The organism is Streptomyces sp. NPDC058000, assembly GCF_042886435.1.
In the GTDB taxonomy this organism is placed as follows: domain Bacteria; phylum Actinomycetota; class Actinomycetes; order Streptomycetales; family Streptomycetaceae; genus Streptomyces.
In genome coordinates, this window is the sequence record NZ_JBHVQS010000008.1 from 143,653 (window position 1) to 158,154 (window position 14,502).

At 73.3% G+C, this 14,502-nt stretch carries 14 protein-coding genes and 1 riboswitch; of the genes, 3 read left to right on the plus strand and 11 right to left on the minus strand.

Annotated features, from left to right (window positions below; all coding sequences use genetic code 11):
- The first annotated feature begins 67 nt into the window (after positions 1–67).
- Together ACFVT2_RS11320 and ACFVT2_RS11325 are read left to right on the plus strand one after the other, a co-directional pair.
- On the plus strand, positions 68–664 hold the full coding sequence (locus ACFVT2_RS11320) for a uridine kinase (protein ID WP_390015198.1): 597 nt from the start codon (positions 68–70) through the stop codon (positions 662–664).
- Positions 665–1,162: 498 nt separating this feature from the next.
- Positions 1,163–3,064, plus strand: coding sequence for an AAA family ATPase (locus tag ACFVT2_RS11325; protein WP_390015201.1), 1,902 nt, complete (start codon positions 1,163–1,165; stop codon positions 3,062–3,064).
- A gap of 121 nt (positions 3,065–3,185) precedes the next feature.
- Here ACFVT2_RS11325 and ACFVT2_RS11330 read toward each other — a convergent pair whose 3' ends face one another.
- From ACFVT2_RS11330 to ribD, 10 genes are all read right to left on the minus strand, one after another.
- Entirely contained in the window at positions 3,186–4,316 is a 1,131-nt protein-coding gene (locus tag ACFVT2_RS11330) for a hemolysin family protein (RefSeq protein ID WP_390015204.1), read from the minus strand.
- Positions 4,313–5,674, minus strand: a complete 1,362-nt coding sequence (locus ACFVT2_RS11335) for a hemolysin family protein (protein WP_390015207.1) — start codon at positions 5,672–5,674, stop codon at positions 4,313–4,315. The genes ACFVT2_RS11330 and ACFVT2_RS11335 overlap by 4 nt, the downstream gene beginning before the upstream one ends.
- 173 nt (positions 5,675–5,847) lie before the next feature.
- Entirely contained in the window at positions 5,848–6,318 is a 471-nt protein-coding gene (locus tag ACFVT2_RS11340) for a PH domain-containing protein (protein ID WP_390015210.1), read from the minus strand.
- A 45-nt stretch (positions 6,319–6,363) separates the two neighbouring features.
- Entirely contained in the window at positions 6,364–7,212 is an 849-nt protein-coding gene (gene hisG / locus ACFVT2_RS11345; RefSeq protein ID WP_390015213.1) for an ATP phosphoribosyltransferase, read from the minus strand.
- Between the two features lie 54 nt (positions 7,213–7,266).
- Positions 7,267–7,539, minus strand: coding sequence for a phosphoribosyl-ATP diphosphatase (locus ACFVT2_RS11350; protein ID WP_100602326.1), 273 nt, complete (start codon positions 7,537–7,539; stop codon positions 7,267–7,269).
- A gap of 70 nt (positions 7,540–7,609) precedes the next feature.
- Complete coding sequence (gene ribH / locus ACFVT2_RS11355) at positions 7,610–8,095, minus strand: 6,7-dimethyl-8-ribityllumazine synthase (RefSeq protein ID WP_390015216.1); 486 nt, start codon at positions 8,093–8,095, stop codon at positions 7,610–7,612.
- Positions 8,096–8,150: 55 nt separating this feature from the next.
- Positions 8,151–9,518, minus strand: coding sequence for a bifunctional 3,4-dihydroxy-2-butanone-4-phosphate synthase/GTP cyclohydrolase II (locus ACFVT2_RS11360; protein ID WP_390015218.1), 1,368 nt, complete (start codon positions 9,516–9,518; stop codon positions 8,151–8,153).
- Positions 9,515–10,174 (minus strand): nicotinamide riboside transporter PnuC, encoded by a 660-nt coding sequence (locus ACFVT2_RS11365; RefSeq protein ID WP_390015220.1) that lies wholly within the window; start codon positions 10,172–10,174, stop codon positions 9,515–9,517. The genes ACFVT2_RS11360 and ACFVT2_RS11365 overlap by 4 nt, the downstream gene beginning before the upstream one ends.
- Positions 10,171–10,806, minus strand: coding sequence for a riboflavin synthase (locus ACFVT2_RS11370; RefSeq protein WP_390015222.1), 636 nt, complete (start codon positions 10,804–10,806; stop codon positions 10,171–10,173). The genes ACFVT2_RS11365 and ACFVT2_RS11370 overlap by 4 nt, the downstream gene beginning before the upstream one ends.
- Before the next feature lies 1 nt (position 10,807).
- On the minus strand, positions 10,808–11,902 hold the full coding sequence (ribD, locus tag ACFVT2_RS11375; protein WP_390015427.1) for a bifunctional diaminohydroxyphosphoribosylaminopyrimidine deaminase/5-amino-6-(5-phosphoribosylamino)uracil reductase RibD: 1,095 nt from the start codon (positions 11,900–11,902) through the stop codon (positions 10,808–10,810).
- Positions 11,903–12,087: 185 nt separating this feature from the next.
- Positions 12,088–12,218: riboswitch (FMN riboswitch) on the minus strand.
- Between the two features lie 165 nt (positions 12,219–12,383).
- Between ribD and ACFVT2_RS11380 the strand changes: the two genes are divergently transcribed.
- On the plus strand, positions 12,384–13,160 hold the full coding sequence (locus ACFVT2_RS11380) for an SDR family oxidoreductase (protein WP_390015225.1): 777 nt from the start codon (positions 12,384–12,386) through the stop codon (positions 13,158–13,160).
- Between the two features lie 62 nt (positions 13,161–13,222).
- On the opposite strand, the gene ACFVT2_RS11385 is transcribed toward ACFVT2_RS11380, so the two are convergent.
- Positions 13,223–14,485, minus strand: a complete 1,263-nt coding sequence (locus ACFVT2_RS11385; RefSeq protein WP_390015228.1) for an ROK family transcriptional regulator — start codon at positions 14,483–14,485, stop codon at positions 13,223–13,225.
- Positions 14,486–14,502: the final 17 nt, after the last annotated feature.

Sequence of the window (14,502 nt, forward strand, 5' to 3'; positions counted from 1 at the left end):
TAGGAAGGCGGTCCGACGCGCGTCGCGCCACGAATATTGGTGTGGACCACTGGCGTACGCTGGTGGGATGACCCCCGCCCCGGACACCGTACTGACCTCGCTGGCCACCCGGCTGCACACCCTGGCGCCCTCTTGCGGCCCGGTGCGGCTGATCGCGGTGGACGGGCACGCGGGCTCCGGTAAGAGCACGTTCGCCGGGCGGCTGGCCGAGGCGCTCGGCGGCGCCCCGGTGGTGCACACCGACGACCTCGCGACCCATGAGGAGCTGTTCGCCTGGAGCGGCCGGTTCCAGGAGCAGGTGCTGGCGCCGCTGACCCGGGGCGAGACGGCGCGCTACGAGGTGTACGACTGGGTGCGTCGGGAGTTCACAGAGGTACGGGAGTTGGCCCCGGCGCCGGTGGTGCTGGTCGAGGGCGTGGGCACCGGGCGACGCGCGCTGCGGCCGTACACCGCGTGCCTGCTGTGGATGGAACTGGCGAGCGAGCGTTCATGGGAACGGGGCCAACTCCGGGACGGGCCAGGGCTCTCCGCGTTCTGGGATGGCTGGATTCCGGCGGAGCGCGCGCACTTCGCGGCGGATCCGTCCCGACCGCACGCCGATCTCCTGGTGCACCAGGGGCAGATGGGGTACGAGGTGCACGTGGGGCCGGCCGATATGCCGTGACCGGGCCCGGATTTCACCCTGTGTAGCCGACCATGGCTGACACGCCGACGGTTGCCGAACGGGACCCGCCGAGTGCGCCAACTCGGCTTGACCTAGGGGGCGTACAGGACTTACGTTCTCAATGTGCGGTTCAACGGACCGCCCGCAGACGCGAAGCCCCCGGTTGTTCCCCCGTGATCGGGGGCTTCGTTCTGTGCGAAAGTACCTTCCGCGGCGCTCGCCGCGCACCACTTCCCTCACCCAGGGTCACCACCTTCTTCGCGCCGATGCGCCCCCTCGCAAGCCCCCGCTTCCACCTCGTGCGGCCCTCTACGGCCTGCACCGACAGCGCAGGTACGATGCGAGTCTGTGCCACCGCAGGACCCGGACCCGGGTGTACGGCAGGGCAACTCCCGCCCGCCGCACGCCGGTTCGGCCAGGGCCCGTCAGGTCCTGGGGCCCACGGCCCGGCACACGTCCGGTGGTACACCACGGGGGGACGTTTTGTGGGGGGACGGGATGGATGTCGGCGCTCAGGGTTCGCCCGCCCCGGCCGAACTCGCCTGGCTGCGCGCGGTCGACGCCTACACCATGGGGGCCTACCCCCAGGCCGAGGAGGAGTTCCGGGCCGCGGTACGCCTCGACCCGTCGATGGCCGACGCCTGGCTCGGGCTGCACGCGCTGCGCGCCGACACCGCCATGGCGCTGCTGCGGATGCACCAGCACCGGGACCGCTTCGGTGAACAGCGCGCCCGGCACCGACGCGCCCTCAACTCCTGGTACTGGCTCGGTTGGTGGGTCCAGCCCGTCCTGGAGACCAGCCGTGACCTGCTGCTGGCGCACGCCTCCCATTGGCTCGACGGCCGCCACGTCGCCGAACTCGACCAGGCGTTGGCCGGCTGTCCACCGGTGGAGACCGACCCCCAGGTGCGCTTCCTGCACGCCTGCCGCTCCTATCTCGTCAAGGACTGGGACCAGCTCGTCCGGCACACCGAACCGCTGCTCGGCGATCCGGTGCTGGGCATCGAGGCGGGGCTGTTCGGCGGGATGGCGCGGGTGCGGCTGGAGATGTACGGGCAGGCCGAACCGCTGCTGGCCGCGGCGCTGATGCGCTGCCGCAGCGAGCAACCGCAGCGCAAGGAGTTGCGCTACTGGCTCGCCCGTGCCTACGAGGGCACCGGCCGCAGCGCCGCCGCACTCCCCCTCTACCGCGCGGTGCACCGGGTCGACCCGACCTTCATGGACACCGCGGCCCGGCTGACCGCCATCGCCGAGGCGGACGGCCTGGACGAGGGCGCCGGCCTCGCGACGGTCTCCGCCCAGGGACCGGTCCAGGAGGCCGGCGGCGATCTCGACCCGCTGGCGCCGCTCGACCCGATGGACGGCCGGGAACTGCTGCTGGCCGACGAGCCGTCAGGCCCACCCACCGAACCGTCCGGCCCGCCCGCCGGGGACGGCGGCGCGGCCCGCATCAAGACCACCGCACCGGGCCGGCGCAGCGGCGAACTCCTGCCCACCGGGCCGGCCGACCCGGTGCTGCTGGAGAAGGCGCTGGCGGAACTGGAGCGGATGGTCGGCATGGAGCCGGTCAAACGGCACGTACGGGCGCTCTCGGCGCAGCTGCGGATGGCCAGGTTGCGCGCGAGCCAGGGCCTGCCGGTGGCGCCCCCCAAGCGGCACTTCGTCTTCTCCGGCCCCTCGGGGACCGGCAAGACCACGGTGGCCCGGATACTCGGCCGGGTCTTCTACGCGCTGGGGCTGCTGGGCGGCGACCATCTCGTGGAGGCCCAACGGGCAGATCTGGTCGGCGAGTTCCTCGGCCAGACCGCGGTCAAGGCGAACGAACTGATCGACTCGGCGCTGGGCGGGGTGCTCTTCGTCGACGAGGCGTACAGCCTGTCCAACTCCGGCTACAGCAAGGGCGACGCATACGGCGACGAGGCGCTCCAGGTGCTGCTCAAGCGCGCCGAGGACAACCGCGACCGGCTGGTGGTCATCCTGGCCGGCTACCCCGAGGGCATGGACCGGCTGCTGGCCGCCAACCCCGGCCTGTCCTCACGGTTCACCAGCCGGGTCGACTTCCCCAGCTACCGGCCGCTGGAACTCACCAAGATCGGCGAGGTGCTGGCCGCGGAGAACGGCGACCGCTGGGACGAGGAGGCCCGCGACGAACTGTGCAGCATCAACGGCCACGTCGTCGAGCAGGGCTGGATCGACGAGCTGGGCAACGGCCGCTTCCTGCGCACCCTGTACGAGAAGAGCTGCGCCTACCGCGACCTGCGGCTGTCCACCTGGCAGGGCACCCCGACCCGGGACGACCTCGCCACCCTCCGCCTGCCGGACCTGATGCAGGCCTACGGCGAGGTGCTCTCGGGGCGCGGGCCGGATCCACAGGCGCCGCCGAAGGGGCTGGATCTCTAGGGCCTGCCCGGTGGACCAGCGTCGGCGCCGGCCATGATCCACCGCACAGCTTCCAGGACCGAAGACGCGAGGGGCGCGCCGGTGGTCCGGCGGGCCCCTCGACGTCGTGGTCGTCCGGTGGTCAGCCGGCCAGCGCGGGGTCCTCGGTCGCCAGCGGCGACCCCTCGTGCGGCCCGCCGACCCGCTCGGTCCCCTTCCAGGGCGCCGAATCGGCCTTCGGCTCCGTCCGGTGCGCCGGATCGCGGACCTCGCCGACCAGCATCTCCAGGACGTCCTCCAACGCGACCAGGCCGAGTACCCGGCCGGTGGCGTCGGAGACCGCGGCCAGGTGGGAGGCGGCCCGGCGCATCGCCGTCAGGGCGTCGTCCAGGGGCAGTTCGGCGCGCAGCGTGGCCATCGGGTGCCAGATCCGCTGCGGCACCGCCCGGTCCCGGTCCTCCAGGTCCAGGACGTCCTTGACGTGCAGATAGCCCATGTAGGCGCCGCCCGGCGCGCAGACCGGGAAGCGGGAGTAGCCGGTCCGCACGGTCATTGCCTCCAGCTGACGGGGCGTCACGGTCGGCTCGACGGTGATCAGCCCGGCGGGGTCGAGGAGCACGTCGGTGACCGGGCGGCTGCCGAGCTCCAGGGCGTCGGAGAGCCGCTCCTGCTCGGCCGGGTCGAGCAGGCCCGCCTGGCCGGAGTCCTCGACGAGGTGGGTGAGCTGCTCACTGGTGAAGACCGCCTCGACCTCGTCCTTGGGCTCGACCCCGAAGAGCCGCAGCACACCACGGGCCAGCGCGCCGAGCAGCGCGGTGACCGGGCGGCACAGTCGGGCGAAGGCGACCAGTCCGGGGCTGAACCACAGGGCGGTCTTCTCGGGTGCGGCCATCGCCAGGTTCTTGGGGACCATCTCGCCGATGACCAGGTGGAGGAAGACCACCAGGGCGAGGGCGAGGGCATAGCCCAGCGGGTGCACCAGCGCCGCGGGCAGCCGGACGGCCGCGAAGACCGGCTCCAGCAGGTGGGCGACGGTCGGTTCGGCGACCGCGCCGAGGGTCAGGGAGCAGATGGTGATGCCGAACTGGGCGGCGGCCATCATCTGCGGCAGGTTCTCCAGGCCGTGCAGGACCCGGCGGGCGCGTTTGGAGCCCATCGTGGCGAGCGGTTCGATCTGGCTGCGGCGGACCGAGACCAGGGCGAACTCGGCGCCGACGAAGAAGCCGTTGGCGAGCACGAGCAGGACCGCGAAGAGGAGCTGGGCCATGGTCATCGGGCCGCCTCCGCACCGGCCGCGACCCGCTCACGGGCGGCCTCGGGGACGACGGGGGCCAGCCGGACCAGTCGTATCCGCTCGGCGCGGTGGTGCGTGACCAGCCGCACCCGCAGCCGCCAGCCGTCGAGTTCCGCGGTGTCGCCGGGTGCCGGGATCCGGCCGAGTATGTGGGCGACCAGCCCCGCGACCGTCTCGTACGGGCCCTCGGGGGCGTCCAGGCCGATCCGGCGCAGGGTGTCGACCCGGCAACCGCCGTCGGCGTCCCACGCGGGGCGGCCGTCCTCGGGCGGGGCCTGGCCCAGTTCGGGCAGGTCCACCCGGTCGTGCTCGTCGCGGACCTCGCCGACGAGTTCCTCGATGATGTCCTCCAGGGTCACCACGCCGGCGGTGCCGCCGTACTCGTCGACGACCACGGCGATCGGCTGCTCGCTGCGCAGCCGCTCCAGCAGCGGCTGCACCGGCAGCGTCTCGGGCACCAGCAGCGGCGACACCGCGATCCGGACCGCCGGAATGCGCAGCCGGTCCTCCGCGGGGACCGCCAGCGCGTCCTTGAGGTGCACCATGCCGACGACCTCGTCGAGCCGGGTGCGGTAGACGGGGAAGCGGGAGAGCCCGGTGGCCCGGGTGAGGTTGACGACGTCCTCGGCGGTGGCGTTCGCCTGGAGGGCGCTGACCCGGACGCGGGGCGTCATGACGTTCTCCGCGGTGAGGTCGGCGAGCGAGAGGGTGCGGACGAAGAGGTCCGCGGTGTCCTGCTCGATCGCCCCGGCCCGGGCGGAGTGCCGGGCCAGCGAGACCAGCTCGCCGGGGGTGCGGGCGGAGGCCAGTTCATCGGCCGGTTCCACGCCCAGGGCGCGGACCAGCCGGTTGGCGACGGTGTTCAGCAGGGTGATCACCGGCCGGAAGAAGCGGGAGAAGGCGTCCTGGGGGCCGGCGACGAAGCGGGCGACCTGGAGCGGCTTGGAGACCGCCCAGTTCTTGGGCACCAGCTCGCCGATGACCATCTGGACGGCGGCGGCCACCAGCATGCCGATGACCACCGCGATGCCCGGGACGGCGCCCCGCGGCAGGCCCAGGGCCAGCAGCGGACCGGACAGCAGCTCGGCCAGTGCCGGCTCGGCGAGCATGCCGACCACCAAGGAGGTGATGGTGATGCCGAGTTGGGTGCCGGAGAGCTGGAAGGAGAGTTCACGCAGCGCGGAGACCACGGTGCCGGCCCGGTGGTCGCCGTCGGCGGCGGCCCGTTCGGCGTCCGCCTTCTCGACGGTGATGAGGCCGAACTCGGCGGCCACGAAGAAGCCGTTGGCCAAGATCAGTGCGAGTGCCGCAAGGAGGAGCAGCAGGGGGCCGGTCATGCCGCCGCCTCCGTGGTATGCGGGGGTTCGGGAGGGGCGGCGCAGGTACTACAGGACGATCCGTCCATTGCCGGAGGGAGTCACTCCTCGGGTCGTTGGGTCCCATTCAAGGGGCGGGGCGCGGGCGCACCCCGGAGAACAGAGTAAACAGCGGGGCCCGCGTTAGGGCAGGCTCATCGGGCCGTGTGGTCGACGGCACCGTGCGTCTCGACGAGGTCGCGCAGTGCGCGGGCGTCGCGGATGGCCTGGTCCCGGGCGATGCCGGGCTGGATACCCATGGCGGGCAAGCTGGTGCCGTCGGCGAGGTCCAGATGGACCCAGGGGTCGCCGGCACGGAGGTTGACGCGGAGGACCTGGGCCCACGCCAGGTCGCGCCGGGTGGTGAGGTTGACGACCGTGACACCCTCCTGCCGCGCGACCACCTTGGGGCGGCCGAGCAGCAGGAGGACGGCGCCCACCAGCACTCCCGTGCCGACGAAGCTGATCCGCTCGCCGCCGCTCAGCTCCGGCAGCAACACCGCGATCACGGTGAGGGCGACCAGCTGGGCGATGCCCACGGTGTACAGGACGGCCCGGGTGCGGGTCGGCCGGAAAGTCACCGGGAGGCCGGGCAGGGAGGGATCGGGGGACGCGGGCGCGGACACGTGTCGTCTTCCGTCAGGGGGTGTGGGAGTGCTGACTGTGGTCCGTCAGAGCCGGCAGGCGTGGATGCCGGTGGTGAGGATCGCGCGGGCGCCGAGGTCGTAGAGCTCGTCCATGATGCGCTGGGCGTCCTTGGCCGGGACCATGGAGCGGACCGCGACCCAGCCTTCGTGGTGCAGCGGGGAGACGGTCGGGGACTCCAGGCCCGGGGTGAGGGCCACGGCCTTCTCGACCTGGTCGACGCGGATGTCGTAGTCCATCATCACGTACCGGCGGGCCACCAGGACGCCCTGCATGCGGCGGAGGAACTGGCGGACCTTCGGGTCGTCGTCCGGGGCTCCGGTGCCGCGGATGACCACGGCCTCGGACTTCAGGATCGGCTCGCCGATGATCTCCAGGCCGGCGTTGCGCAGGGTGGTGCCGGTCTCCACGACGTCGGCGATGATCTCGGCGACGCCGAGCTGGATGGCGGTCTCCACCGCGCCGTCGAGGTGGACGACGGAGGCGGTCACCCCGTTGTCGGCGAGGTGCTTGGTGACCAGGCCGGAGAAGGAGGTGGCGATGGTCATCCCACCGAACTCGCTGACGTCCTGGGCGGTGCCGGGACGGGTGGCGTAGCGGAACGTGGAGCCGGCGAAGCCGAGCTGGAGGATCTCCTCGGCCGGCGAGCCGGAGTCCAGCAGCAGGTCGCGGCCGGTGATGCCGATGTCGAGCTTCCCGGAGCCGACGTAGACCGCGATGTCGCGGGGGCGCAGGAAGAAGAACTCGACCTCGTTGTCGGCGTCGACCAGGACCAGTTCGCGGCGGTCCTTGCGCTGGCGGTAGCCGGCCTCATGGAGCATCGCCGACGCAGGCTCGGACAGTGAACCCTTGTTGGGGACAGCGATGCGCAGCATGACAGCGATTTCCTTTGCAGCTCAGGGAGTTGGGGAAGTGCGGAGGGGGCTGGATCAGAGGTGGGCGTAGACGTCGTCGAGGGAGATCCCCTTGGCGACCATCATCACCTGGAGGTGGTAGAGGAGCTGGGAGATCTCCTCGGCGGCGGCGTCGTGGGACTCGTGCTCCGCGGCCATCCACACCTCCGCGGCCTCTTCGACGATCTTCTTGCCGATCGTATGGACACCGGCCTGCACCAGCTCGGCGGTGCGGGAGGTGGCGGGGTCGCCGGTGGCGGCCTTCTGCTGGAGCTCGGTGAAGAGCTCCTCGAACGTCTTCTTGGACATGATGCCGCCTACCCTACGCGGTGATGCCACAGCGGTGTGCAGCGCCTCGGATGTACGAAGGGTGGTGCGCTCAGCGCCAGGGCTCCGCGACGGTGCGGAGCGTGGTGGCGGTGGCGACCGCGGCGGTGACCGCCTCGTGGCCCTTGTCCTCGGCGGATCCGGGCAGCCCGGCGCGGTCCAGCGCCTGCGCCTCGGTGTCGCAGGTCAACACGCCGAAGCCGACCGGTACGCCGGTGTCCACCGCGACCTTGGTCAGGCCCTGGGTGACGCCCTGGCAGACGTAGTCGAAGTGCGGGGTGCCGCCCCGGATGACCACGCCGAGCGCGACCACCGCGTCGTAGCCGCGGTCGGCCAGGACCTTGGCGACCACCGGCAGCTCGAAGGTGCCGGGCACGCGCAGCAGCGTCGGTTCGTCGATGCCCAGCTCGCCCAGGGCCCGCAGTGCGCCCTCCACCAGGCCGTCCATGACCTGCTGGTGCCACTGTGCGGCGATCACGGCCACCCGCAGGTCGCCACAGTTCTTCACGGTCAGTTCGGGTGCGCCCTTGCCGCTCATGCTTCTCCTCGTACGGGGGATGGTGCCGGTGACTGGTTGACGGGGTGGTCGGGGGTTACTGGTTGCCGCAGGTGGTGGGCGCGGCAGGGGGCGCGGCGTCAGCCGCTCCGGTGGTCGGGGCCTCCCCTGCCCGAGCGGGTGCGGCGTGGGGAACGGTGCCTGCACCGGGCAGCCAGGGCAGGTCGTGCCCCATCCGGTCGCGCTTGGTGCGCAGGTACCGCAGGTTGTGCTCGCCGGCCTGGACGGGCATCGGCTCGCGACCGGTGACGGTGAGGCCGTGGCGCACCAGGGCGGCGGTCTTCTCAGGGTTGTTGGTCATCAGGCGCAGCGAGCGGACGCCGAGGTCCCGGAGCATCTGGGCGCCGGCGCCGTAGTCCCGGGAGTCGGCCGGCAGCCCCAGTTCGAGGTTGGCGTCGAGGGTGTCCCGGCCGCGCTCCTGGAGCTCGTAGGCGCGGAGCTTGGACAGCAGTCCGATGCCGCGTCCTTCGTGGCCGCGGAGGTAGACCACCACCCCGCGGCCGGCCTCGGCGATCCGGCGCAGCGACTCCTCCAGCTGGGGGCCGCAGTCGCAGCGCAGCGAGTGGAAGACGTCGCCGGTCAGGCACTCGGAGTGGATCCGGACCAGGACGTCCTCGCCGTTGCCGAGCTCTCCGGCGACGAGCGCGATGTGCTCGACGCCGTCGACCGTGGAGCGGTAGCCGTACGCGGTGAACTCGCCGTGCGCGGTGGGCAGGCGGGTGGTGGCCTCGCGGCGGACGGTGGGTTCGGCGGACCGGCGGTAGGCGATCAGGTCCTCGATGGAGATGATCGCCAGGCCGTGCTTGCGGGCGAACGGGACCAGCTCGGGCAGCCGCAGCATGGTGCCGTCCTCGCCGGCGATCTCGACGATGGCGGCGGCCGGGTGCAGGCCGGCCAGCCGGGCGAGGTCCACCCCGGCCTCGGTGTGGCCGTTGCGGACCAGGACGCCGCCGGGCTTGGCGCGCAGCGGGAAGACGTGGCCCGGGCGGACGAAGTCGCCGGGGGCCGAGCCGCCGGCGGCCAGCAGCCGGAGGGTGGTGGCGCGGTCGGCGGCGGAGATGCCGGTGGAGACGCCGTGCGCGGCGGTGGCGTCGACCGAGACGGTGAAGGCGGTGCCCATCGACTCGGTGTTCCGCTCGACCATCTGCGGGAGGTCCAGCCGGTCCAGGTCGGTGCCCTCCATGGGGGCGCAGATCAGGCCGCGGCACTCGCTCATCATGAACGCGACGATCTCCGGGGTGGCCTTCTCGGCCGCGATGATCAGGTCGCCCTCGTTCTCCCGGCTCTCGTCGTCCACCACGACGACCGGCCGGCCGGCGGCGATGTCGGCGATGGCCCGTTCGACCGGGTCCAGCGTGAAGTCGCCGGTCTCGGTCTCGCCGTACCAGCTCTGTAGTGCGGTCATGCCGCGGCTCCTTCCAGTGCGGGGCGCTCGGCGGTGGCGGTCCGCGAGCGGAGCCACCAGTCGCGCATGCCCCAGGCGACGAGGGCGAGGTAGACGACGTAGACGAAGCCGGAGAAGGCCAGGCCGCTGCTGAAGGCGAGTGGTACGCCGACCACGTCGACCAGCAGCCAGGCGAACCAGAACTCGACCAGTCCGCGGGCCTGGGCGACCATCGCGGCGAGCGTGCCGACGAAGATGTAGGCGTCCGGCCAGGGGTTCCAGGACAGCTGCGGGATCAGGGTGAACAGGCCGCCGACGGCCAGGGTGCCGAGGGCGGTGCCGCCGATCAGCAGCCCGCGCTCGCGCCAGCTGGCGAACCGGACGGCGATCGAGCCGTCCTGGGCCTGCTGGCGGCCGCGCTGCCACTGCCGCCAGCCCCACAGCGCCACCCCGATGACCAGGAGTTGTTTGCCGACCCCACCGCTGAGGTGGGCGGAGGCGTAGGCGGCGACGAGGATGACGCCGGAGAGGAACTGGGTGGGCCAGGTCCATATCGAGCGCCGCCAGCCGAGCGCCAGGGCGGCCAGGCCGATGGTGTTGCCGATCATGTCGGACCAGATGACGCGCTGTCCGAAGGCCGTGAAGGCCGGCCCGTTGAGCCAGTCCAGGACGCTCACCGGTCCATCTCCTTGATCTCCGCGAGGTCGTCGGTGTCCGCCTGGCCCCGGCCGAGCAGTCGCTCGACGTACTTGGCGAGCACGTCCACCTCCAGGTTGACCGGGTCGCCGGGCTGCTTGATGCCGAGGGTGGTCAGGGCGAGGGTGGTGGGGATGAGGCTGATGGTGAAGTAGTCGTCGGCGGCCTCGACGACGGTGAGGCTGGTGCCGTCGACCGTGATGGAGCCCTTCTCGACGACGTAGCGGGCGAGTTGGGCGGGCAGCGCGACCTTCACCAGCTCCCAGTGTTCGCCGGGGGTGCGCTCGACGATCGTGCCGGTGCCGTCGACGTGGCCCTGGACGAGGTGTCCGCCGAGCCGCCCGCCGAGGGCCATCGGGCGCTCCAGGTTGACCCTGGAGCCGGTGGTCAGCGCGCCGAGGCTGGAGCGGTGCAGGGTCTCGGCCATCACGTCGGCGGTGAACTCGCCGGCCTCGGTGTCCACGACGGTCAGACAGACGCCGTTGACCGCGATCGAGTCGCCGTGCTTGGCGCCTTCGGTGACGACGGGGCCGCGGAGCCGAAAGCGGGCGGCGTCACCGAGGTCCTCGATGGCAGCGACCTCACCCAGTTCTTCGACGATTCCGGTGAACACTTCAGTTCTCCTCGGGACGAGAGTGGCGAATGGGGGTGGCGGTGATCCGCAGATCGGAGCCGAGCCGGACGGTGTCGGTCACATCGAGCCGCAACGCCTGGGTGATGGTGGAGATTCCGGCGTCACCGACGGCGGCCGGGCCGGCGCCGAGCAGCACCGGCGCGAGGTAGCCGACGACCTTGTCGACGACCCCGGCGGCGAGGAAGGCCCCGGCGAGCGTGGGCCCGCCTTCGAGCAGGACGGACCGCACGTCGCGGGCGTGCAGGGCGTGGAGCAGGGCGGGGATGGACAGGCCGCGCCCTTCGGGGGCGCGGGGCAGCCGGACGAGCGGGGCGAGCCCTTCGAGGTGGGCGGCGTCCGCGTCCTCGGCGACCGCGATCAGGGTCGGCGCGGTGCCGTCCAGGACCCGGGCACCGGCCTTGACGGCACTGGCGCCGGAGTCGACGACCACCCGTAGCGGCTGGCTGACCTCGTCGCCGGCGAGTCCGGCGATCCGCGCGCCGAGGTGCGGGTCGTCGGCCCGGGCGGTGCCGGAGCCGACGATCACGGCGTCCGCGGCGGCGCGCAACCGGTGCACGTCGGCGCGGGACTCGGGCGAGGAGATCCAGCGGCTGGTGCCGTCGGCGGCGGCGATCCGGCCGTCCAGGGTGGCGGCGTACTTCCAGAGCACGAACGGGCGGCCGCGCAGCACCGAGGTCAGCCAGGCTTCGTTGCCGGCCGCTGCCTCGTCGGCGAGCAGTCCGCCCTCCACGTCGATCCCGGCCGCGGCCAGGGTGAGCGCGCCGCCGGTGGCGGAGGGGGTGGGGTCGGCGACGGCGTAGACGACCCGGGCGATGCCGGCGTCGATCAGCGCCTGGGCGCAGGGACCGGTGCGACCGGTGTGGTTGCAGGGCTCCAGGGTGACCACCGCGGTGCCGCCCCGGGCGCGCTCGCCTGCGGCGTGCAGGGCGTGGATCTCGGCGTGCGGCCCGCCGGCCCGCTGGTGCCAGCCCTCGCCCGCGGTGCGGCCCGCGGAGTCCAGGACGACACAGCCGACGATCGGGTTCGGGCTGGTGTGACCGAGGCCGCGGGCGGCGAGCTCGATGGCTCGGCGCATCGCCGCGGTCTCTACGGGGGCTGGGGTGGCCACCGGGTCCTCCTGCCTCTTCGGGCACGGACTCCGGGGCTGTCTGGACGACAGGAGCGGACGCTGAAGCCACCGCACACCAGGCCGGCACCACACGACCCGACCGGAAAACGTCCGGACGCGCCGCCGACGGCGGTGTACGTCAAGCTCGCCCGCCGCGCACTGCCTCCCATCCGGACTTTCACCGTCGGTGCAGGAATTTCACCTGCTCAACCGGCCGCTGGCTGCGGACGGGTCGCGGACTATTACCGCCGGTTCGGAATTACACCGACCCCGGAGTGCGCTGCTGCTTATGTCAGTACAGCCTCAGTCTGCCACGGCCGCTCGTCGGCCATGCGAGCGAAGCCCTGTGGGCTGCCTCACAGGATGCGGGCGCGCCGCCCGTCACGGCCGCGCCCGGTGCCCCGTCATGGGGCGGTAACCCTCCCCTCACTTCAAGGACGGATCCGCGATGACGGAAAAGACGGAAATCCTCGTCACCGGCGGCACGGGCACCCTCGGGCACGCGGTGGTCGGCCGGCTGCTGGACGGCGGCCACGGCGTCCGGTCGCTGAGCCGGCACCCGCACACCGGCACCGGGCGGCACCGCCCCCGGTCGTACGCGGTCGACCTGCGGGACGGCACCGGGCTGGCGGAGGCGGTGGCGGGCGTGGACACGGTGGTGCACTGCGCCTCCACGCCCGCCGGCGGCGACGCGGAGGCGGCCGGGCGGCTGATCGAGGCGGCGCGCCGGGCCAGGGTCCGGCACCTGGTCTACATCTCGATCGTCGGTGTGGACCGGATCCCGCTGCGCTACTACCGCACCAAGCTCGCCGTGGAGCGCCTGGTGGCGGGGGCCGGGATCGGCTGGACGGTGCTGCGGGCGACGCAGTTCCACGACCTGCTGCTCCAGTTGGTCAAGACAGGCGCCCGTTCGCCCGTGGTCCCGGTGCCGGCCGGGATCCGCTTCCAACCGGTGGACTCCGGTGAAGTGGCCGACCGGCTGGCCGAGTTGGCGCTCGGAAGGCCGGCCGAGCGGGTCGCCGACATGGGTGGGCCCGAGGTGCTGACGGCGGACGAGGTGGTCCGGATGACGCTGACGGCGGGCCGGCGGCGGCGACTGCCGCTGCCGGTGTGGCTGCCCGGCACGACCGGGGCGGCGCTGCGGCGCGGGGAGAACCTCACCCCGGAGCACGCGGTGGGCCGGCGCACCTACGCGGAGTTCCTGGCGGCACGGGCGGGCGGGTGAGCCCGGTGGCCGGTACGGGGCGGTGACGCGCCGGACCCGGCCGAGGTCGGCCACGGGTCGGCTCAGCCCGTGGCGCCGAACAGGTCGTTCTGCGCGGCGTCCCGGGCGGCGAGCACCGCGCCGCGCAGCACCGCCCGGCCGCCTACCGTCCCGGCCCGGACGTCCGTGCGCAGCGGGGAGAGCCGGGCGAGGTGGCCGGCGACGCGCTCGGCCAGCGGGTCGCCGCCGGCCCGGCCGATCTCCCCGCCGAGCACGACACACCCGGGGTCGAGCACCGCGCACACCCCCGACACGCCGAGCGCGATCCGGGCGGCCAGGGCGTCGAGGAAGGCGGCACCGGCGGCGCCCGCGGCCACCGCGTCCCGGACCAGCGCCTCGGCGGGCGGCGCCTCGGTGCGTGCGGGGCCGTCGTCGGCGGCGGTCGGCGCGCAACCGTGTTCCGCGGCGAGCCGGCTGATCGCGGCGGAGCCGGCGAGGGAGTGGAAGCCGCCGTCGCAGCCGGTGGCGGAGGGCAGCCCGCCGGTGCCGGGGACCGGCAGGAAGCCGATCTCGCCGGCGCCGCCGGAGGCACCCCGCCGCACCGCCCCGTCCAGGACCACCGCGGCGCCGGTGCCGTGACCGAGCCAGAGCAGGACGAAGGTGTCGCGGTCGCGGGCGGCGCCGTCCCGCTGTTCGGCGAGGGCGGCGAGGTTGACCTCGTTCTCCAGCAGCAGGGTGCCGGTCCTGCGGTCGCGCAGCGCGCCGATCAGCGCGTCGTGCCAGGCGGGGGCGGAGCCGCCGAGCCGCCCGGTGACCGGGTCGACCAGGCCGGGCGCGCCGATGGCGAGGGTGTGCGGGCCGGCGGCCCCGGCCTCGGCGAGCGTCCCGTCAATGGCGGCGAGGGCGCTGGTGAGGGCCGTCGCGGTGGTGTCGGGAGGGTCGGCGGCGGGCCCGTTGGCGGTGCCGGGCGCGCCGGGCAGGCCGATGGGGACGGTGCGTTCGGCCCGTACCTGCCCGAGGAGGTCGGCGACCGCCACGGTGAGGGTGTGGGTGCGCAGGTCGAGGCCGAGCAGATGGGCCCGGTCGGCGACGATCCCGTAGAGCCGGGCGTTGGGTCCGCGCCGCTGGGCGCCGCTCTCGCCGACCACGGCGATCAGCCCGGCCTCCTGGAGGCGGTCGACCAGGTCCGCGACGGTGGGGCGGGACAGTCCGGTCAGCTGCTTGAGCTGACCCGCCGTCAAGGGGCCCTCGGACTGGAGCAGTTCGAGGGCCAGCCGGTCGTTGATCAGCCGGGCGGTGGCCGGCGAGGCGGTACGGCCGGCGGCTGCCGCGAGCGGTGCATGCATGGCTGGATTCTTCCACC